19 protein-coding genes and 1 riboswitch are annotated in these 19,769 nt (G+C 38.5%); of the genes, 2 read left to right on the top strand and 17 right to left on the bottom strand.

Annotation, left to right across the window (positions count from 1 at the left end):
• Positions 1–32: 32 nt before the first annotated feature.
• From ORH16_RS04825 to ORH16_RS04785, 9 genes are all read right to left on the bottom strand, one after another.
• Positions 33–845: a WxL domain-containing protein gene (locus ORH16_RS04825; RefSeq protein WP_265456757.1), complete on the bottom strand. Its 813-nt coding sequence runs from the start codon at positions 843–845 to the stop codon at positions 33–35.
• A complete protein-coding gene (locus tag ORH16_RS04820) occupies positions 835–1,188 on the bottom strand; it encodes an LPXTG cell wall anchor domain-containing protein (RefSeq protein WP_265456755.1) in 354 nt (117 codons plus the stop codon). Before ORH16_RS04820 ends, ORH16_RS04825 begins: the two co-directional genes overlap by 11 nt.
• 18 nt (positions 1,189–1,206) lie before the next feature.
• Positions 1,207–3,978, bottom strand: coding sequence for an isopeptide-forming domain-containing fimbrial protein (locus ORH16_RS04815; protein WP_265456753.1), 2,772 nt, complete (start codon positions 3,976–3,978; stop codon positions 1,207–1,209).
• 391 nt (positions 3,979–4,369) lie between these two features.
• Positions 4,370–4,684, bottom strand: coding sequence for a hypothetical protein (locus ORH16_RS04810; protein WP_265456751.1), 315 nt, complete (start codon positions 4,682–4,684; stop codon positions 4,370–4,372).
• 212 nt (positions 4,685–4,896) lie between these two features.
• Entirely contained in the window at positions 4,897–5,451 is a 555-nt protein-coding gene (locus tag ORH16_RS04805) for a hypothetical protein (RefSeq protein WP_265456749.1), read from the bottom strand.
• A 295-nt stretch (positions 5,452–5,746) separates the two neighbouring features.
• Positions 5,747–6,475 carry a winged helix-turn-helix domain-containing protein gene (locus tag ORH16_RS04800; protein WP_265456747.1) on the bottom strand — a complete coding sequence of 243 codons (729 nt, stop codon included), beginning with the start codon at positions 6,473–6,475 and terminating at the stop codon, positions 5,747–5,749.
• A gap of 302 nt (positions 6,476–6,777) precedes the next feature.
• A complete protein-coding gene (locus ORH16_RS04795; RefSeq protein WP_265456746.1) occupies positions 6,778–7,881 on the bottom strand; it encodes a tyrosine-type recombinase/integrase in 1,104 nt (367 codons plus the stop codon).
• Positions 7,882–8,327: 446 nt separating this feature from the next.
• A riboswitch (Fluoride riboswitch) is annotated at positions 8,328–8,399 on the bottom strand.
• Positions 8,400–8,508: 109 nt separating this feature from the next.
• Positions 8,509–9,003, bottom strand: coding sequence for a GAF domain-containing protein (locus tag ORH16_RS04790; protein WP_265456744.1), 495 nt, complete (start codon positions 9,001–9,003; stop codon positions 8,509–8,511).
• A gap of 46 nt (positions 9,004–9,049) precedes the next feature.
• A complete protein-coding gene (locus tag ORH16_RS04785) occupies positions 9,050–9,706 on the bottom strand; it encodes a GAP family protein (RefSeq protein ID WP_265456743.1) in 657 nt (218 codons plus the stop codon).
• A 342-nt stretch (positions 9,707–10,048) separates the two neighbouring features.
• On the opposite strand from ORH16_RS04785, the gene ORH16_RS04780 reads away from it, so the two are divergent.
• Entirely contained in the window at positions 10,049–11,314 is a 1,266-nt protein-coding gene (locus ORH16_RS04780; RefSeq protein WP_265456741.1) for a murein hydrolase activator EnvC family protein, read from the top strand.
• A 148-nt stretch (positions 11,315–11,462) separates the two neighbouring features.
• Positions 11,463–12,440 (top strand): peptidoglycan DD-metalloendopeptidase family protein, encoded by a 978-nt coding sequence (locus ORH16_RS04775; protein WP_265456739.1) that lies wholly within the window; start codon positions 11,463–11,465, stop codon positions 12,438–12,440.
• A 61-nt stretch (positions 12,441–12,501) separates the two neighbouring features.
• Here ORH16_RS04775 and ORH16_RS04770 read toward each other — a convergent pair whose 3' ends face one another.
• The 8 genes from ORH16_RS04770 to ORH16_RS04735 form a co-directional block, all read right to left on the bottom strand.
• Positions 12,502–13,734, bottom strand: coding sequence for a serine hydrolase domain-containing protein (locus ORH16_RS04770; RefSeq protein ID WP_265456737.1), 1,233 nt, complete (start codon positions 13,732–13,734; stop codon positions 12,502–12,504).
• A 17-nt stretch (positions 13,735–13,751) separates the two neighbouring features.
• Positions 13,752–15,023: a D-alanyl-lipoteichoic acid biosynthesis protein DltD gene (gene dltD / locus ORH16_RS04765; protein WP_265456735.1), complete on the bottom strand. Its 1,272-nt coding sequence runs from the start codon at positions 15,021–15,023 to the stop codon at positions 13,752–13,754.
• On the bottom strand, positions 15,023–15,265 hold the full coding sequence (gene dltC / locus ORH16_RS04760; RefSeq protein WP_265456733.1) for a D-alanine--poly(phosphoribitol) ligase subunit DltC: 243 nt from the start codon (positions 15,263–15,265) through the stop codon (positions 15,023–15,025). The genes dltD and dltC overlap by 1 nt, the downstream gene beginning before the upstream one ends.
• A gap of 23 nt (positions 15,266–15,288) precedes the next feature.
• Entirely contained in the window at positions 15,289–16,497 is a 1,209-nt protein-coding gene (dltB, locus tag ORH16_RS04755; RefSeq protein WP_265456731.1) for a D-alanyl-lipoteichoic acid biosynthesis protein DltB, read from the bottom strand.
• The gene (gene dltA / locus ORH16_RS04750; protein ID WP_265456729.1) at positions 16,497–18,011 is read right to left on the bottom strand and encodes a D-alanine--poly(phosphoribitol) ligase subunit DltA; all 1,515 of its coding nucleotides are present in this window, start codon (positions 18,009–18,011) and stop codon (positions 16,497–16,499) included. The genes dltB and dltA overlap by 1 nt, the downstream gene beginning before the upstream one ends.
• 11 nt (positions 18,012–18,022) lie before the next feature.
• Positions 18,023–18,172, bottom strand: coding sequence for a teichoic acid D-Ala incorporation-associated protein DltX (locus ORH16_RS04745; RefSeq protein WP_265457757.1), 150 nt, complete (start codon positions 18,170–18,172; stop codon positions 18,023–18,025).
• A gap of 139 nt (positions 18,173–18,311) precedes the next feature.
• Positions 18,312–19,046: a hypothetical protein gene (locus tag ORH16_RS04740; RefSeq protein ID WP_265456727.1), complete on the bottom strand. Its 735-nt coding sequence runs from the start codon at positions 19,044–19,046 to the stop codon at positions 18,312–18,314.
• A complete protein-coding gene (locus ORH16_RS04735) occupies positions 19,046–19,768 on the bottom strand; it encodes an ATP-binding cassette domain-containing protein (RefSeq protein ID WP_265456725.1) in 723 nt (240 codons plus the stop codon). The genes ORH16_RS04740 and ORH16_RS04735 overlap by 1 nt, the downstream gene beginning before the upstream one ends.
• Position 19,769: the final 1 nt, after the last annotated feature.

Raw genomic sequence — 19,769 nt, 5'->3', positions numbered from 1 at the left:
ATTTGTCAGAATTTAAGGTGTTACTAAGTTTTTTAATCTGTTGGACCGGCAATCAGCATCCAAGTCAGAGACGTCGTGTATTTGACTGGGTGAATCTTGGTAGAATTTGGAATTGTCAGCTTAATTGCTGAGTTACTATATTCAGCCTTGTTGAATGTTTCATTGACAACAGCGTTGCCTTCACTGTCAACGAGAGCTGTTAAAGTATTTTCCAAATTATCTTCATTATCCCCCGAAGCGCCAAACTCAATGGTCCAAGTACCGACCCCTTGATTGTCACCAGCAACGGCAACCGTGTACGCATTATTGATATCGTTCATCAATATCGTGTCACTCGTTACCTGCGGCGTTCCGCTTGTGCCAACAGAGTTTGCCCAACCTTTGTCAAAGGAGAGCGTTGCACCTGCTAGTTCTTGTTCATTGACATCTTGAATGATGTCATTGTGAAACTGATTCTCTTGAGAGACTTGCAGTTCCCAACCATTTGTATCTTCTCGCCTATCTGTTATTTGGACGTAATAGCCTCTAGCATTAGTATCGTCATGAAATAATTGTGCTAAAGAAAGGTATTCTCGATTTGTGTCTGTGATTTTGTTCAAACCAAAGCGCAGTTGTGAAACAAAATCAATCCGCAACGGTCCAGTTGTCGAAGGCGTTTCGCCAGGATCGACTTCTTTATCTGGAAACTCTGGATCAACCGGTGGGGTGACGCCAGAGTCAGTCACTGATACGGAGCCTTGACCATTAAGACTATGGGAGGCCGCCTGAACTGATGGAGCTGTGCCAATTAATGAAAAAAGAAGACTGGCAGTTAAAACAGAAAGTAATTTTTTCTTATTTTTCATCCTGCGTCCCTCCTTTTTTTCTTCTGTACCAGACGAACAGTACAAAAAGTAATAAAAGGCCGGCACCTAGAAAGCTCATATTACGAACAACTTCCCCAGTATTTGGTAATTTTCCGCCACCGCCAGTTATCGGCAGTTGACTGCTAGATGTGGTGGTGACACTTTCACTCGAGCTGCTATCACTAGATGATGAAGATGTGGAAGACTCTTCATAAAAAGTTATCCCACCTTCAACTGTTACCTGACCGTTACCAGTATTTGTTGCTAAACTAGTGGTCTGACCCCAGAAGAGACCAACAACAACACCAAGGATGAGAAGAAAAACCCATTTTTGTTTTTTCATTTTTTCCATCCTTTCATGTTATCCCCCTTCATTTACGGGACCAGCAATAACCGTCCAAGTAATCTCACCAGAGAAACTACCGACACTAGAAACAATTAAAGTATCATCTGTGCTATTCACAACTTGTTTTGGATCGTAAACCAATTTCAATCCTTCTGATTCTTCAGTTGTGCCCCACGCATCAGAAATAGCTAAGTTACCGCCGGCAGATTGGAAACGAATGTTTATCGCAGAAGAGCTTAGCGTTTTTTCCGTTCCGTCATTGGTACGATACATCAAAGCATTTTTCATGATAATATCTGAGTCTGACACATTGGTCATTTCTCTAGTTAAGCTAGCTTGTAGAGTCCAGCCGGTCTCTTGCTTAGAACGGGTATCTGTGACTACCAACTTGTCACCACCTAAATCTGGATCTGATACTTTTTGAATCGCAGAATTATAAGTAATCGACTTAAAGTCAATTACAGATGGAGCGGATACGGTAATCGTTCCTAAAGATTCAAACTCATAAGTCGCTTCGTTACCGTCTCCTGTAATTGTGATAGTTTCAGGACTTGGCCGAGAAGTCACTTCATAGTTAACTCCTTCCAATTCCGCAATCACATCTTGAACTGCTTCGTTTTGAGTTAAGTCCACAGTTGAATCTACAGGAGCATAAATGGTAATTGACGGACGCAATGGCGTACCAGTTGGATTATTTGTATCCACGAAATGAACTATTAAAGCATTGTTTCGTACTGTCGGAATATCGACTCTGTCAGTATCTTTTTCAACGGTATCTCCATCCTCATCCACTCCAGCAGCATGACCCATATTAGTAATAGTATTGCCTATTGCAGAAGCTTTGACCGTTCCCGTGAAAGTAATTTCTTTTGAAACCCCCGGGCCAATATCTCCCAGTGGCACGGTTAAGAGATTTCCAATATAAGTAGCATTTGTAACTGCTGCTCCGTCCACGCGAACACTGCTCACATCGAAGGTTAGTCCTTCATCGATTTCATCTGTAAAATCAACGGATTCCCAGATTAAACCACTACTCACAGTTTCGTTGTTAGCAATATTGATAGTGTAAGTCACTATCGTATCGGCACCGACCTTCGTGACATCATCAAATTTAGTTGAATCATTCGGGTGATTAAAGCTTTGTGTTTTGGTAGCTGATACATTTTTCAATGAATCATAGCCAACCGTTATCGGAACCTCGACAGTATTTTGGATGCCATCTTTGGTTTCTAATAATACAATCAAGGTAATCACAGCTCCAGGAACTAAGCCAGAATTACTTGGACTACTAGAATCATAAGAAACATCAATAATCCGATTACCAGAAGAATCTAAAATCGATTCTCCTGTGTCTAATCTCAAGTTTTTAATTATTGACTCAGGATCTGAGTAAATTGATGCCGCTATATCAGTATTGAAAGGAATTGTCAGTCCTAAAATCGGATCTGCATATGGCGTAGCTTGGTACAAAACTTCAGCGATTGATCTTTCATCTGCCACACTTGTCAATATCTCATCAACTTTACCAGCTTTTGAATAGGTATAGGTAGTCTTTGTTAAACCACCCAACTGATAATGCATGTAGTTATCTTCATAATTATCATCAGTTACGTCAAAATCAGTAATTTTAAATCCATTTGTTGTATCACCAGTTCTATTTATTCGACTAGCTTCTATTGAGATATCAAACACATTTCCAACAAATGCGTCACTATCAGGATCTTTCGCTGTGAAAGTAATCGTTTTACCATCTTGCGTGATTTCAAACAAATCCTTCAAATTAACATCAGTACCATAATTAGTAATCGTAATATTATTAAAATCTTCAGTACTCAACTCATATTTATCTGGCAAAGTTGTTTGAATAACAAGTTTTTCATCGCGGTTATCCGCCTTATTATTAACTACCGTTTGAACAATCCGATATTTCAGTTTACCGTAATCAGGATCAGTATTAGTCGCGTCGTTAGTCTCACCTATAACGATTGGTGTGGCTGGAGCTATTCGAACAATCGGGTCTGTGACATAAAATACCAGCATCCCGGACCTACGAGAGCCACCATCTGAGGTTGTAGCTGTCATTGCTTGATTAATCTCTATTTTAGGACTCTCTAATAAACGACTCATTTCTCCTTCTGGATTATTAGTAGCTAATACTTTTAAACTGTTACTCTTGATTTCTATCTCACCTAGACTGTTTATTCTATAACCCATCAGATACTTATCTGATTCGGTCGTTGGATATGGATTGATTAAATCTAAGCTATAAACAAATAAATCATTAAAGTTGTTTTCAGCTTTAACTGGCAAAGTCAGTGTTTTGTAACTATTGATGTTAGTAAAGTTCCAAAAACCTTTGTAGTCAGTGATAAGTTGATTAGTCCCTGCATAGTATATTTCATAGTTATACTTGATGGAATCTCCGGTGCTAATCTGTTCACTGAAACGCACATCATCGTCAAAAGTACCTGTATATTCATCATAAGCATTTTTAGTACCTATCCCTGAACTATAACCTAGTGCTAAAAAAGAGCTTAGAAAGCCTCCATTACTACCTACTATTGCAGTATTTGAATTTGCATAATCCGCATAGGAGATAGCAGTAAAGCCCAAATTAGCATATGTGCCATCAGCTTGAGCGGTAGTATTTTGCTCCAAAATATTAATCCTTAAATCTATTTTTTCACCTTGAAATAGACCAGCGTTTTTGACTATGATATATTTCTCTTCATCAGTATAATTTGGATCAAAACGATACAAGACACTAGGATTATTACTCCTATCCATTGAGGTCCTATACTCTCGAATATTGTAAGGATCGGCCGGGTTCAACCCATGAACCTCATAGGATGTCTCTTTAGTTAACTGAAAATAAGAAGCATAGTCTCCAGAAATCTCTATGTTGCTATTTTTGCCAACAATGTTTATACTCGGTGCTTCAAGGATACTCGTAAAACCATCAGGTACATTCGTTGATGCAAATGCACTAGTAGGAATAAGCATCAGTAAAAGTAATAGCACTGGGGCTAAAATTTTTAGAATCAGTGACGGCTCATTTTTTTTCATCACTCAATCACCTCCTTATTTTTAATTTTTAAAAGTATAGAACTCAAAGTGAAATCTTATCATAGTTTACATGACCCTTTGAGCCCATACATTTTTACCGATTCATAAAATTTTAATAAGTAATTGTAGATACATTAGAAAAGCGCAAAATATGGCGGCTTGGAGCTTTAATTTCGGTAGGTTCACTTTTAATGTTAGTTGAACGAACCCCTTCCAATGTTGATTGGAATAAATCATTCAAAAGCAGTCCTGTCGGAGTTACCTCTACTTGGCCACCCAATCCTCCGTAGACACTCCATGCATAATTTTGAATGTTTTTCATATTCCGATTAATTGAAGCATATTCTAAAATATTAACTGGCTCACCTGTTGACCATTTAATTGCTAGCTCTTCATCAAAATCTGCAAAACGATACTCTTCAATCACAGTTGAATTTCTGTAAGAGCGTAGGTTTTCTTTTTGGCAATGTAACGCGCTTAGCGGACTGTTGATATTTCTAGAAACACCATGGATTGTACTACCATCACGAGCATCGATGTGAGCGATTTGGCTGTAACCACCAGCTTGACCACCTTCACCGTAAACGCTAGCGCCATCGTAAGCATAGATATCACGGTAAGCCCAGATACCAATGCCATCTACATTAGAGGCAACGGCTTTGATTGTTGCGCTGTAATGCGGCTGATATCGTTGTTACACCATAAACCGTATTGTTGGCCATAGGCTTCGATTGAACCGCCTTCCATTTGCACTTCATTTTCAACACGCATACCTGCTTCAGTACCAGTAGCAACTACTTTACCAACACCGTTTTTGGTGTATTTGAAAGCTTTTAAATGATTTCCGACATTCAATCCAAACTGACCTTCAGTATCAGCAATTAACTCTCCTGCACCGCTGAATTCCAAATCTTTTTTGGTGTAGATGGAATCAATTGTGACGGGTGTTGTATTATTTAGATAAATTTTCAAATCCTGAGAACTGTAAATTTGACTATTTTCATCTAAATCCCAAGTTCCTTTTTTTGTGGAGATAACATTTTTGCCGTTGACCGTACTGATAGTTGCGTCATAACCTTTTAAGTCAGTATTAAAATCTATGCCTGCAGCATCAGCCTTCAAGCCTCCCGCTAAAAATGTAACCGCCAAAACACCTGCAGTAACCAACACTTTTTTCAATAAATTGAATTTCATAACCTTTTACATCCCTTCCTTCAAACCTTTTTAGATACCTCCCGCAATCTCCTTTTCTTTTTTCAGCTGTATGAGATTGCTTGCCTATCTTTCAGATATTCATTAATCTGGAATGACTAACAAATTTCTTACCTGATAAACTCACAGCTTTCTAGTACCCAACGACCCCTCCCTCATTCGTGAATCTTTGATTTCTCTTTGTAAAAACAGAGATATCTATCTTTAAACATGACATAGCATGTCTAAAACATTTCTTAGTGAGTAACGATGTTTAGATATATTTGTGCATCAATGACTAGAAAATTTTTTCGCCCATATAAATGTCAATATTTTCACAAAAAACTTTGCTCAGAGCGTATCCTTTATTCCAATGAGTCTCAATAAGCTCTTCATCCAATCCAATTTTTTTCATCTTTGCCTTCAGTCGCCGAACTATTTGCGAGAGTTGCGTCAAGGAAGAGTTGGAAACTTCCTGTCTCCAGATTGTCTCGCTTAGCTCGACACGGGAAACAAAATCACCATGTTTTTCATAAAGCAGATGAAACAACTCCTTTTCCTTCTTCGACATTGTTGAAACGAGTGTAGCAATCAGATGCACTGGAATTCCCTCAAATTGATCTGAACTGTTTGGATTGGATAAAACAGTTGTTAAAATTTTAATAGAATTCTTATTGCATAAGTTTTCACGAAGTTCATTTAGTGTCATTTGAGAATTGAGTACAATAACCGTTTCTTGTGTCTTATCCCCTGTGTTAACTTCACTAGGCAATGCTTGCTCATCAATCCTAAAGAAAGATACATTATTTGAAGTATTAGTCTGTACTACTTTAGCCACTTCTTCATTTGTAACACTTTCACTAAAAATTACCGTTTTGAACAAGCCAAATATCATGTAGTCTCTCTTCTGCAAAATTTTCTCTAGCAATTGAGTTGAGCAAAATACTTCGTAACCTAGCTGCTGTATTCGATTTTGCCATTCAGCTTCGACAAAAATGTTTTTTGTTAATAAAAGAATTTGTTTCAACTTATCCACCTCAATCTCTAATTTTTTTAAGTATTAATTCCACCTTTCAAATATTTCCAATCTCGAGAAAAAGATGACGAGAAACAGAGCGGATAATTGCTTGATTATCTTCCACACTATGATTAAAATTTCAGATGGTCGAAATTTGAATAATACTTTTTTTCTTAAAACTATATATTTCAAGAAAAACTATGTCTTTTCCTTGTGCTGTAACAGATTGATATGCTAGTGACGGCTTATTTTGACGGCATAAAAAAACTAGAAAAATTTTTTTCTAGTTTTTTTATTATTTATCACGATGATTATTGATAGATAAAATTTATTTTTTTCATTTCTTTAATCCTTTGTTCCATCAACGAGTCACTGTATGTATCTAAAGTTAACTTAATTGATTGATGTCCAAGGATTCTACTTAAACTTGCAATATCCATTCCCTGTTCTAAACATCGTGTAGCAAAAGTATGTCGCAATACATGAAAATGAGTATTAGAAAAATCAGTATCTTTTATAATTTGTTTAAATCGATAACTTATTGTTCTTGGTTCAGCCAATCCATGTATAGTTGAGATAACTGGCTCACTATCAGTCAAACCTCTGTATGGAAGTAAATAGTCACATAAAGTGTCTACTAAAGGAATCACTCTGTTAGAATACATCGTTTTAGGAGAGCTAATAATTAATTTCGTTTTCTTAGAACTACTGCTATCTTTGATTCGACTAACAGTTTTATTTACCTTTATCAATTTTTGCTCAAAATCAATATCTCCCCAAGTAAGCCCACTAATTTCACCAATCCTTAACCCAGAATATAAAGAGATAAGGATTGGTGGGCCAAATGAACTCTTCCTTGCCAACTTTTCGAGTTGACTTTGCTGGGTTAAGCTCAGCGCAGCAACTCGGTTCCATTCCAATTTAGGTAAAACAACTCTCTTCAAAGGATCTTCAGTTAAAAGTTCATATCTGAGTGCCTCCCTAATCGATTGTTTCACCAGACTGAAAATTAGTTGTATAGTATTCGGCTTTAGACTTTTTTCTACTAATGTATTGATGAAATTTTGCAATTTATTTCCATCTAACTCAACAAAAGTAAAATCTCCCAGAAAGGGTATTATGTACGTTTCAATAATTCTAGTGTAGCTGGAATCTGTGGAATCTTTAATTCTTCCTTTCAATTTAGGATAATACTCTGTAACAAACCATTCCCCATATTTTTGACTTTCTTTATCCATCTCCATTTTTATTTCTGTTTGTATCTTTAAAATCATTAGATTCTTCTTCACTTCATCATATCGTTTTCCATAGACATATCCATAGACAATTTTATTTTCCATAGTCCTTCCTTTAACATATCTTCCTTCCCAACGACCATCCTTTCTTCTGTAGATATTTTCACCACGTTTTGCCATTGAAATCAGCTCCATTTCTGACGTTTTTTTGACGGCTAATAGCAAAGCCATTTCTAAGACTTGATAAATCAACATTTGCTAGCTTTAGGACGAAATTAATAATCCCTACTTTTATATTCTTTTTTTTGTAAGTATTTTTCCGAATGTATATTTTTGTAATATTAACTGTTTTTCACTATTTTTTTATCAAATTTCATAATATTTTATACAAAATAGGATTGACAGAAGAAATGATTACATTTAAAGTCTAATTGTAAACAAAATTAATTTAATTTATTTAACAAGTTCGTATAATATATAGTTTCAAGAAAATTTTAAGTTAATAATTCTCAATTTAACATTTTTTTGAAAAATATAGCTAAAAATATTGTTAATAACTTTCACATGTATACACCACGTCTTTCGTATAAAATTTAAAAAAGAGCTGATGACTTCTACAAATAAAATCATTTGTAGAAGTCATCAGCTCTTTAGCAGTTTTGGATGAACCAAGGGAGACATTCATTCCCTTATTCAATTTGTTAGTTCTGATAAAAACTAGTTATTTTATAGCATATGGCTTGAAGAATGTCAAAAATTTATTCTGAAAAAATTCGGAATAAGACTTTTATTTTAAACTAGCAGAAATTACCCCACCAGTTCAGTAATTTGCATTTTTTCAACTAGTAGTTCAACGTACTTTTCTAAAAATTCATGATCGATTTCATCGTAGCTGTCTGTTATGCTGCTATCAATATCAAGTACACCTAGTAAGCGGCCATCTTTGACCATTGGTACAACGATTTCTGACATGGCTGCTGAGTCACAAGCAATATAATTTTTATGCAAACGGACATCTGGAACAATCAAAGTTGTTTTAGTTGCTGCCGCTTCTCCACAGACTCCTTTACCCATAGCAATTCGTGTGCAGGAAACATGACCTTGAAAAGGACCTAAAATTAATTCTTCACCATTGTATAAGTAATAACCGGCGAAAACCGTGTCTGGTAAAGTTTGATTCAAAATTGCTGAAGAGTTAGCTAAACTCGCTAAATAATTGGTTTCGCCCTCTAACAATCCTGCCTGTTGTAATAGTAATAAATCATAAGCAGCTTTTTTTTCTTTTGCATCTACCCAAGCCATTTGCTTAGCCTCCATTTGAAAAAAATATTCTTAGATTTGCATCATACTAAAAATACCATGAACAAGCAAGCCAAAGCAAGGGAATAACTTTGCTGATGACGAACCCCATCAGGACTGTAAATTTTTTATAGAAGCGATCTAAATGATCACTGAAGTATAAGGAACAAGCAAAAATCACAATTAGCGGCATAGAATAAATCACATTATAAATCGCTAAAATTGCCACGACTCCGATAAAAGGCAGTTCATATTGTAAAAGAATGGCTAAGAAAGCAAAATATGGTAACGCACTAGTTAGCTCTAGTCCACAGGAAATGATGCCTAAGCCAAACAATGTTTTAAAATCCAAAGTCTTAGTTGGTTTTTTGATTTCTGTTTCTTCATTTGTCACAACTGCTTTGCGACGGACCCAACGATGAACCAAATAGCCCACTAGGACAAGACCGATAATTATCTCGCCTATTGGAATAATTTGCGGATAAGCAGTGAGGATGCCCGTCAAATACCGCTGAACTAAAGCGGCAAGACCGTAGTAAACTAAAACACCGGCAGCAAAGTTGGTTAACCCAATGCCTAAAATAAAGCCGATAATATCATTTTTTTTGCGGCTAACGGATTGGAAAACCAATTGTTGGGCAATTGCAATTGGATTTAAACTATCGGCAGCACTAGTGACTAACGTCATGGATAATAAAGTAAACATATAAAACACTCCTGAAATTAAATTTGCCTAAAAAGAAAAGATGTCCCCTTCACACCATCTTGGCCTAGGCGTGAAGGACACATCTGTTAAGTGTCCGGCGACACAAAATTATCCGTATTTCACTATAGAATAGCACGCTTTTTTTTGAGGGTCAAGCCGATTGCTTGCCTACTTTATAATTATTCTCAAAAAGCTCAAGTAAATTGCAGAATATCAGGTAATATTACAGACATATTACTTTCATGAAAAAATACTACAAACGTCATAAATTCACAAAATCTTCACATTTGATTAATAAACTGATTGAGGATATTAAAAAAAGACATGCGGGGAAACTCTTATATGAATAAATGGACAAAATTATCAACGATTACCTTGGCAGCTAGTCTTCTTTTGGCGCCGATTGCTGTTAATGCGGCTGAAATTGACGACCGGATTGCAGCCCAAGAAGAAAAAATTGCTGCTTTAGAAAATCAAGGTGCCTCAGCCCAAGCGCAATTAGCGGCGATTCAAGCAGACGTTACTGCAATTGAAAATGAAGTGACGGCTGTTTTAGCAGAAAAAACAACTGCTGAGGAACGCTTAACAGAAATCAATAGTCAAATTAGCGAATTGGAAGTTACAATTGCTCAACGGACAGACCAAATTGAAAAACAAGCCCGTGACACACAAACCAATCAAAATGCGACTTCTTACATTGATATTGTTTTAAGTGCTGAATCTTTAAGTGATGCCGTGACTAAAACAATGGCTTTAACAACTTTAGTCAGTGCCAACAATGAGATTATTCAAGCGCAAAAAACTGACAAAGAGCAATTGTCCGCTCTACAAGTTGAAGCGGAAGAACATTTAGTATTAATTACAGAAAAAACAAGTGAGCTACAGGATAAACAAGATGAGTTATTAGAAGCTCGTCTTAATCAAGAAGTTGAAATTACTGCTTTGAGTGCTCAACTGGCAACCGAAGAGGATCAAAAGGCTGCTTTAGAAACTGAAAAAGCGGAAGCAGAAGCTCGCCGTCAAGCCGAATTGGCGGCCCTTGAAGAAAAACGTCTTCAAGAAGAAGCAACGGCAGCAGCTCTTGCAGCCGAAGCAAAAGCCAATGAAGAAGAGCCGGCTGTTTCAAATCTAGGCAGCAACGGTCAAACCAGTGTCGAAACAAATTCTGGTGGCTCAACAAGCAACACAACACCGCCTGCTACTAACAGCAGCGGCTGGTCAGCTCCTCTTTCTTCATTAAATGTAACCAGTCCGTTTGGTATGCGGAGTGACCCATTTGGCGGCGGCGGTTCTAGCATGCACAATGGTATTGATTTTACCGGCTATTCAGGTATGCCGGTGATGGCTGCTAAAGCTGGCGAGGTAGTCTTTGCCTCCTATGAAAGCGGCGGCGGCAATGTTGTCATTCTTAAACACAGTGATGGCTACTATTCTTACTACATGCACTTAAGCAGCTTTGCTACTTCCACTGGCTCACAAGTCAGTGCCGGACAAGTGATTGGCGGCATGGGCACGACGGGTGCTTCCACTGGCGTTCACCTACACTTTGGAATTTCCACCGGATTTTGGTCTGGCTATGTTAATCCTTCTTCATTTTTAGGAGTATAACCTCAGCAGTCTTCTCTTTTTAGCCCCTCGCTGATAAGAGAAGATTGTTTTTTGATATAATTTTTGAATTTTGCTGAATTCGTATTTAAAAAATAGGATTTTTTTTATATAATAGAGGTAACGGAAACTTTAAGGGGGCGCAAAAATTTTGAAAAAATTAATTTTGGGCAGCTTGCTGCTAGGACTATTGGCAGCACCGGCAACTGTTTTTGCGACCGATGATTTATTTGGCCGCCCAATTGAAGAAGGCAGCAATGCCCAATTAGAAGCTCAACAATCTGAGGCTGAAGAACGTTTAGTCACAGTTCAAACCGAGATTACCTCTCTCAAAGAGCAAATTGATACATTGACAGAGGAAAAAACAGCTGTCGAAGAAAGATTAGCCAGCTTAAACGAGCAGATGACTGAGTTGCAAACAGCGATTGACAAAAAGACCAGTGAAAAAAGTACGACAGCCTCTTTTCTTCAAACTGTTTCCAATACGATTACACTAACGAATCTAACTAGCAAAAATGAAGAATTGGGTTCAGAGGGCTCGACAGAAGTTGCGGAAATGGACACTTTGAATCAGCAATTATTAGAATTGCAGCAAAATTTTGACCAGCTAGCAGCGGAACGTATGTCCTTAGTGGAAGTCTTTACGGGCACAGCAGCCCAACTTTCTGCTGAAGAAACAATGCGCTATACCGCAGCGCAAAATTCTGGCTTCTTTATTAATAACCCAGACGGCTGGGTGGCACCTCTCACCTCGCTGAATATTACCTCGCCTTTTGGCAGTCGTTCGAATCCTTTTGGCGGCGATAGCAGTGAGTTTCACAATGGCATTGATTTTTCTGGCTATTTAAATATGCCGGTGATGGCCACTCGTGAAGGACAAGTCGTTGTAGCTGAAAATAATAGTTCTGCCGGCAATGTTGTCATTATTTTACATGCGGATGGCCTCTATTCTTATTACATGCATTTAAATAGCTTTGCCGTTAAAGCCGGCGATACCGTTTCTGCTGGACAAACGATTGGCGGCATGGGGACAACTGGCCGCTCAACCGGGGTGCATCTACACTTGGGGGTTTCCACAGCGCTTTGGTCTGGCTACATTGATCCAACTACCGTTTTTTACAATCCCTAATACATCAAAACAGCGGACTTGCTGAGGATTCTCCCTCATCAAGTCCGCTGTTTTTATTTTTTTAAAAATCTAAAGTGACTCCAGTCAGCTCTTTGTATAAATCTGTCAGCAAAGTCCGGTCAATTTTAGTTTTGTCTTGGTCTTGATTGCTGGCGATAATCACAGCTGTTTGACCATCTGGTGACAAAGCGACATAGGTTTCATAGGTCAGCTCTTGACCATGACTGGCGTAATAAGTTTTTTCATTGTAGAGGCCGCTGGCGTAAGGCGCGCCGCTGGCTTCTTCTGGTGTTTGCAGCGTTTTAACATCCGCCGCAGAAATTAGTTGGCCAGACAGCAATAATGAATAATAGCGGTACAATTGGCCGGTACTCATAAAGACATTACCGGTACCGAGTTCTTTAATGTAGTCATTCGCACTCTCGGTGGTGATAGTGCCATAAGGCGTTGTGCCGTCATTATTTGAATAAGGGACAGCCACATTCGGGTTATTGGCAATATTTTGATAAAAACTATAATTCGTAATGCCAGCTTTTGTACCATAGTAATTATCAAAAATGGTGTAATAATTTTGCTGATACACTTTTTCTAAAATACCGGCGAGTAAATTAAAATTAATAGGCTGGTAGTCAAACTTACCGACAGTATTTTTGACGGCAGCATTGGCAGTGAAAAATGGCAAGGCATCACTATCCTTCGCTAAATTTTTAGGCGAATTCGTCAGCTGCAAGCCAGAAGCCATATCCAACATCATTTTTAGCGTCACTTGATCACTACCGGCAATCTGTGGATAATATTTTGACAGCTTGTCACTTAATGCTAGTTTCCCCTCTTCTGCCGCCTGCATAATCAAGGTGCCAGTCATCCCTTTTTGAGTGGAACCAATATTGTAAAGGGTGGTTGGCGAATTGGCAATTTGCTTGGCATTATCGGCATTGCCATAGCCTTTGCTTAATTTTATTTGACCATTATGCACAACCAGAACGGAGCCGTAAAACCCGCTTTTTTGAACGATTTGATCATAATCGGTCCCCTCATTGCCAGCGACTACAGTTTGGCCATTGGTTAAGTTGGCATAAACTGTTGCATCAGTAGCTGAGCTTGTTGCTGAAGACGAACTGGCAGCTGTGCTAGTTGTGCTGCTAGTAGTTGTACCACTAGCAGCTGTCGGTTCATTGGCTGACGCATTCGATGGTGTCTCTTTAACAAATTGGCTGGCTCCCCAAACAACACCCAACATTAAAAACAAAACAAACCAACCGAGAATAATCCGGTGACGTCTTTTATGTTTCACGGGAAGCCCTCCTTAAATTAATTTCCTGGTAATGCATCTGGATTTTGATTTTGCCAGTCTGTGCTTAGAAAGTCATTATTGATTTGATAGTTTAATTTGCTAGTACTGTTCTTGTCTAAAAATGGTTCAATCGCTTGATCAGCAGCCAACCAGCCACGCCAACCTAGATGAATCGTGTCTTCCATAAAATAATCTTCATTGCCATCACCGCTTAAATCGGCAATATTCGTGAAGCCTTGACTGGTTAATTGATACCGAACTTTTTTAGCAAAGCCAGCGAGCATCTCGTTGGACAACCGTGTATAGTCCATCCATTTTTGATTGATGGGCGGAATGATGAATAGGACATCCACATTATTTTGGGCAAACTCATTTAGAACCAATTGAAAATCGCTGTATTCAGGACTGTAACGATAATCCCAATCCTTTTGCGAACCTGCTAACTTTTTGATATCTTTTTTCAAACGGGAGCTGTAAAAGGAATTTTTAATGCCTAAATCATTGTTGCTAGTGTCATTTTTACCCTCTGTTGTTGCCACTTGATCAATGGCACTTTCGTCATATTGCTCTGGCAAAGCTTTAGCCGCTTGATTGATATCTTTTTGTAGGTTACGGTTGAGGCCGATGCCACTGAAGAGCTCATCTTCCCTAGAAAGCAGATTGCTTTGCAGCTGGAAATAATCCAGTTCACTTTGCTCTGGCAGCTTGCCTGCCGCAATTTTTTCCAAGGCCGCTACTAAGGTATTATTGCTTTTAACAATGTCAAATTCTTGTAAACGTTTTGCGTAGTACTGGTCATCGGCTGAAATATTTTTCAAAGACAGCAACCATTGATAGGTCTGTTCTTCTGAAAACCAATTTTTAAAATAATCTTTATCCACGCCCTTTGGTGTAAACCATTGAGGGGAAACGATAAAGACAGCTTTTTTGCCACTCAACTCTTTGGCAAGGGAATGAATCATGGAAAACTGCGACAACGACTGTGTGCCTGCTGCTCCTAATAAAAATGGCGTATAATTCCGATCGTATTTTTGGGCTAATACGGATGGATGTGTGGAGCTCACACGATTTAATTCTGATGAACCGAAAAATGGTACATATTTTCCTGAGGACAAAGCTTCTGAGGTAATCTCAGTGCCCCGCAGCACACTGTTTGCCATTGAAGTTGAGGCCTTCGCTATCACCTTTGAGTCGCTCACATCAAACTTCCAAGGGCTATAGAAAAAGCCTCCCAGAAGGACCGCAGCTAAAATTAGCGGCCCAAAGATAGCTAGAAGTTGTTTTTTCATTAGGCGGCTTTCAAGGCGTCAACTTGAGCGATAATTTGAGCGGGAGTACTCCAGTCAGCACGGTCAAATTCTGAAACTGGGACTTGCACGCCTAGTTGGCCTTCTAATTCAACGAGCAATTGGACAGTGGCTAAAGAATCCATCAAGCCTTCATCAAATAAATTCACATTCAAATCTTCTCTAACTTCATCGGTACCGGTAATCATTTCTAAAATATCTAAAACTGCATCTTGTGTGTTCATTTAAATCGTCTCCTTAAAAGTTTTTAGTGGTGGAAAAATAATTGATCTAAAACGCCTGAAAAAATCAGGAAGCTGAAACAAACTGCTTGAAAGGTTAAGAAAATTGCCAAAGCCTTCGTAAATTTATTGGAGGGCAATTGTTTTTTATGTTTCTTTTTAAATCTGAGCCAAGCATCGGTCAAACAAATCAAGCTGGCATGATAAAAGCCATACAGTAGATAGTACCAAGTGAGACCGTGCCAAACCCCCATAATCATAAATAGGGCAAAGTAACCAACATTTGAGGCGACAATCCGACTTTTAAAGACTTTCTTTTTAATCAAAGTGAACATCAGACGCATGTAGATAAAATCTCTAAACCAAAAGGATAATGTCATGTGCCAACGATTCCAAAACTCTTTGATATTGTCAGATATAAAGGGCTTATTAAAGTTTTTCGGTGTATCATAGCCCATCAAGTTACTGACACCGACTGCGAATAAACTGTAACCGGCAAAGTCAAAAAACAGATACATACTGTAACAATACATGTATAAAATCAAGCTCCAAGAGAAGAAGCCTTGATGCATCAAACTTTTATTTAACAGTGGTAGCCAAACCTGACCGAAATAATAGCCGAGAATAAATTTGTAGAAAAAGCCTAAGAAAATGCTCCAGATGCCGCGGTTTAATAACCCGGCATACACCTCTCTGGTGGGTGGCTCCAACAAATCTTTTTCAAAGCGGCGATACCGGTCAATCGGACCAGATGAAATCGTCGGGAAAAAGAGTAAAAACTGAATGTATCGCAATGGATGGTATTCTTTAATCGTGCCATCCCGCATTTCCATAATCATTTGAACTGACTTAAAGGTTAAATAGGAAATACCTAAAAAGCCAAAAATCGCTGCTGCCCCGCCATCGACAAAGGGAATTACTTTGACTAAGGTCAGCGGCAGGATTGCTAAAGCAACCGCCAAATAAAAAATTCCTGAGGCATTTTTTTGCTGCCGATAATGATGATAACACCAGACTAACAGGGTTTGAAAAATCACATAGCCGATTAAAGCGAGGCCCTGCTGCCAGTATTTGCCGCCAAAACTAATGTAAAGAAAAATTAAAGTAATTAAACTTTGGTACCAACCCCAGCGCTTGCCTTTGATTAACAACATAAAAATCATCGGCAACAGCGCAACGGCTAACCAAAGAAAATAGATCGGATTCGCATAAGGAATCACATGAGGCCAACTCATCAGCGGTTTGCCTCAGCAATCAAGCCTTTACGATCGACCTTACCATTGGCGGTCAATGGCAATTCCTCCACGTAAATAAATTTTTGCGGAACCATGTAGTCCATCACCAAACCAGCTAATTCCTCTTTAATCGCCTTGGTCAATTTAAATTCTTTTTCAAAATCATTTGCCTCGGGTACGACATAGGCGATTAATTGTTCTACTTTATTTTCTACATATTTGGGTACGACTGTCGCTTGTTTGACCAAGCTGACATCATCTAAATGATGGTCAATATCTTCCAGCTCAATTCGATAGCCGTGAAATTTCACTTGAAAATCGATGCGGCCTTCGTAAAGTAACAGGCCCTCTTTGGTCATCGAGCCACTGTCGCCGGTATGATAAGCCGGCACTCCACCATATTCAAAAAAGGCGGCAGCTGTTTTTTCGGGATTATTTAAATAGCCCTTTGAGACACTGGGACCAACAATAACAATCTCTCCAACAGCACCATTTTCCAACACCCGGCCCTCTTCCATAAATAAAATTTGCGTGTCCTCTTTGACATAGCCAATTGGAACCCGCTCGTATTTTTCTAAAAGCTCACTGGTGATTTCAACTCCTGAAACAGCCACGGTTGCTTCAGTCGGACCATAGGTATTGAAAATTTTCGCTTGAGGGAAGCGAATCAATAATTCCAAAGCTGTTGATTTCGGCAGCTCTTCTCCACAAAATAGAAAAGTCTGCAAACTAGGAACATGCTGGCCATCAAAGGTCGGCTCCATCAAACAAATTTTCATAAAGGACGGCGTTGAAATCCAAACATTGATATCAAGCTTTGGCAATGTGCTAAACAAACTGCGAAAATCATTGATGGTCTCTTTTTTCATTGGAACCAAGGACCCGCCTGAAGTCAGAGCTGGATAAATCCCCATCACAGATAAATCAAAGGAATAAGGTGCCTGTGACAAAAAGCTGGCGCCTTCTGGCAAGTCAAAGTCAGTCAGTTCCCAATTGACAAAGCTCAATAAATTTTTGTGGGATATCTGTACTCCTTTTGGCACACCAGTAGTTCCAGAGGTGAAAATAATATAATACGTATCATCTGGTTTAACGATTGAAAAATCTTTTACCTCAGCCTCATTTTCAAAAATGGCTTGTAATTCCAAAGGTGAAATAATTGGAATTTCGTTGATTGCGGGACCCGCCCAGTCGGCCACTGCTAAAATGGCCGCCGGTTTGGCAACTTGTAAAATCAGCTCCACTCTTTCTTGAGGAGTATTGCTTTCAATCGGGATATAAGCTCGCCCAGTTTTGGAAATCCCCAGAAAAGCGGCTAGCATTTCAAATTCTAATTCACCATAAACGACGATTGGGCCGGCTGCCTTTATTTTGCTTGTTAAAAAAGTAGCGACTTGATCAGAATATTTTTTTAATTGTCCATAGGTAAACTGGCTCGTTTCATCACGATAAGCAATCCGCTGTGGGTCAGTTACGCCATAACTATCAATGGTTGTTACAATATTGGTCAGCATCTTGCCACCTCCTAAAATTCATTGTAGATAAATGTGCCGCCTTGAATATTTTTATAATGGTATAAATAGACGAGCATCACGACGACCGCGAAGAAAAATATGGTTTTTCCGACAAATTTCAGCCAGTATTGAACGGCTTCATTGGTCCACCAATTTTTAATTAATTTCATATGCGTCCTCCTGTAAAAAACTCTTAATCTGAGTATATGGTTAGTATAAAAGCTAAAGTTAAATACCCAACCGCCAAAAGATAAACAATTGTTAAACTGATGATTAATTATCATGAAATTTTCTCGTCATTTACAATTCAACCTGCTTAAATCGTCGTAAAGCTAGCCGATAAACCACGATTGAAGCCAAAATTGTTAGCCCGAAAATCAGAAAAAACTGGCCGATTGTAAAAATATGCCCAGAATAAAACGTACTGGAAGCTAGAATCCGTAATTCCTTTTCCTTGAAAACTGTCAGCTCAATTTTTTCCAAAACAAGCAAACTATAATACACAATCATGTTAATCAAAAAAGCAACGGAAGCCTGTTTAACAAGTAACACGACTAGAAAAGCTAATGGAATGATTGGTAAAAATCCCAAAAAACTACTGGCATAGACAAACAGCACTTTGATAACAGAAACAGCTGTCAAGCCGCTAAAGCTTAAGGTCACTATTAAGCTGACAATAAAGCTCACTCCGTAAACTAATAAAATAATCCCTAGTGTAGCAAGCATTTTCCCTAAAAAAATACTGCTTTTAGAGGCGGATTGTAAAAACCATAGGCGAATTTCCTGATTTTTCAAGGCTTTGCCAATCAGTTGATTGCCGCAGAAAAAGATAAGCAAAGGAATTATCACTAGCTCCAGACAATGCAAAACGAAATAAGGATAGGCACCACCATGATTTTGCAGCCGAGGAGAAAAAGCTCTAGCAATAAAAAAACCGCTGATAATTGCAAAACAAATCACTAGCAGAGTTCGTTTAAACCAATTGGAGCTTCGTAACCGATTAAAATCCAGCTCAAAGGGAATCAAAAAGCCCATCACTTGACCTCCTCTCCCGTATAAAAATCATAAAATTCAGCTAACGTACTGAAGGTTTTATGGATATCTGCTTGGCTACTGCTAACTGCCAAACGGCCCTGATGAGCAATGGCAATTTCCGAGGCTGCTTCTAAAGGTGGCGTCAGCTTTTCAACCAACATGAAAATCGTTTTTTTCTGACCAGCTTCTGTTAAGAATAACGCTATCAATTGCTGGATTTCATTGTCCTTTAATCCCTCAAAGGGCTCTTCGACAATTATAATATCTGGATTATGTAACAAAGCCAGAGCGAAAGCTAACTTTTGTCGTTGAAAGCTGGTTAAAGCATTGACCCGTTGCTTTCTGACTTCTGCTAAAGCTAATTTTTTTAGTAAATACTCCTGTCGTACCTTTGAATAATTTTTTTGAAACCGGCCAATAGCGGTGATATTTTCTTGAACGGTCAATCTTTCTTGCAAAATATCTTGACTCATAACACCGATTTTTTGAAACGCCTGCCTGCGCTGAGTTTCTTGGTTAATATCAAAATGATCAAGAAAAATTTGGCCGGTTGCTGGCTTTTTTAAGCCTAGCAATAGCTGCACAAACTTTTTTTCAGCGGCACTGGTTAATCCAGTCAACACAAAAAAGTTGCCTGGTGCAACTGAAAAATTTAGATTGCTAAAGGACTCATCTGAATGATCCATAATAAATGAGACGTCTTTAAATTCGATTGCTGCCACT

The organism is Enterococcus sp. HY326, assembly GCF_026157065.1.
GTDB lineage: Bacteria > Bacillota > Bacilli > Lactobacillales > Enterococcaceae > HY326.
Note: the sequence above shows the minus strand (reverse complement) of the source record. Positions and strands in the feature narration are given on the sequence as shown.

Coding starts and splice junctions, on each gene's coding strand:
- ORH16_RS04795 (WP_265456746.1), bottom strand. CDS start 7,881: ATGGCAAAACGTGGTGAAAATATCTACAGAAGAAAGGATGGTCGTTGG.
- ORH16_RS04740 (WP_265456727.1), bottom strand. CDS start 19,046: ATGGGCTTTTTGATTCCCTTTGAGCTGGATTTTAATCGGTTACGAAGC.
- dltC (WP_265456733.1), bottom strand. CDS start 15,265: ATGAACACACAAGATGCAGTTTTAGATATTTTAGAAATGATTACCGGT.
- dltD (WP_265456735.1), bottom strand. CDS start 15,023: ATGAAAAAACAACTTCTAGCTATCTTTGGGCCGCTAATTTTAGCTGCG.
- ORH16_RS04790 (WP_265456744.1), bottom strand. CDS start 9,003: ATGGCTTGGGTAGATGCAAAAGAAAAAAAAGCTGCTTATGATTTATTA.
- ORH16_RS04805 (WP_265456749.1), bottom strand. CDS start 5,451: ATGAAATTCAATTTATTGAAAAAAGTGTTGGTTACTGCAGGTGTTTTG.
- dltB (WP_265456731.1), bottom strand. CDS start 16,497: ATGAGTTGGCCTCATGTGATTCCTTATGCGAATCCGATCTATTTTCTT.
- ORH16_RS04825 (WP_265456757.1), bottom strand. CDS start 845: ATGAAAAATAAGAAAAAATTACTTTCTGTTTTAACTGCCAGTCTTCTT.
- ORH16_RS04815 (WP_265456753.1), bottom strand. CDS start 3,978: ATGGATAGGAGTAATAATCCTAGTGTCTTGTATCGTTTTGATCCAAAT.
- ORH16_RS04780 (WP_265456741.1), top strand. CDS start 10,049: ATGAATAAATGGACAAAATTATCAACGATTACCTTGGCAGCTAGTCTT.
- ORH16_RS04785 (WP_265456743.1), bottom strand. CDS start 9,706: ATGTTTACTTTATTATCCATGACGTTAGTCACTAGTGCTGCCGATAGT.
- dltA (WP_265456729.1), bottom strand. CDS start 18,011: ATGCTGACCAATATTGTAACAACCATTGATAGTTATGGCGTAACTGAC.
- ORH16_RS04820 (WP_265456755.1), bottom strand. CDS start 1,188: ATGAAAAAACAAAAATGGGTTTTTCTTCTCATCCTTGGTGTTGTTGTT.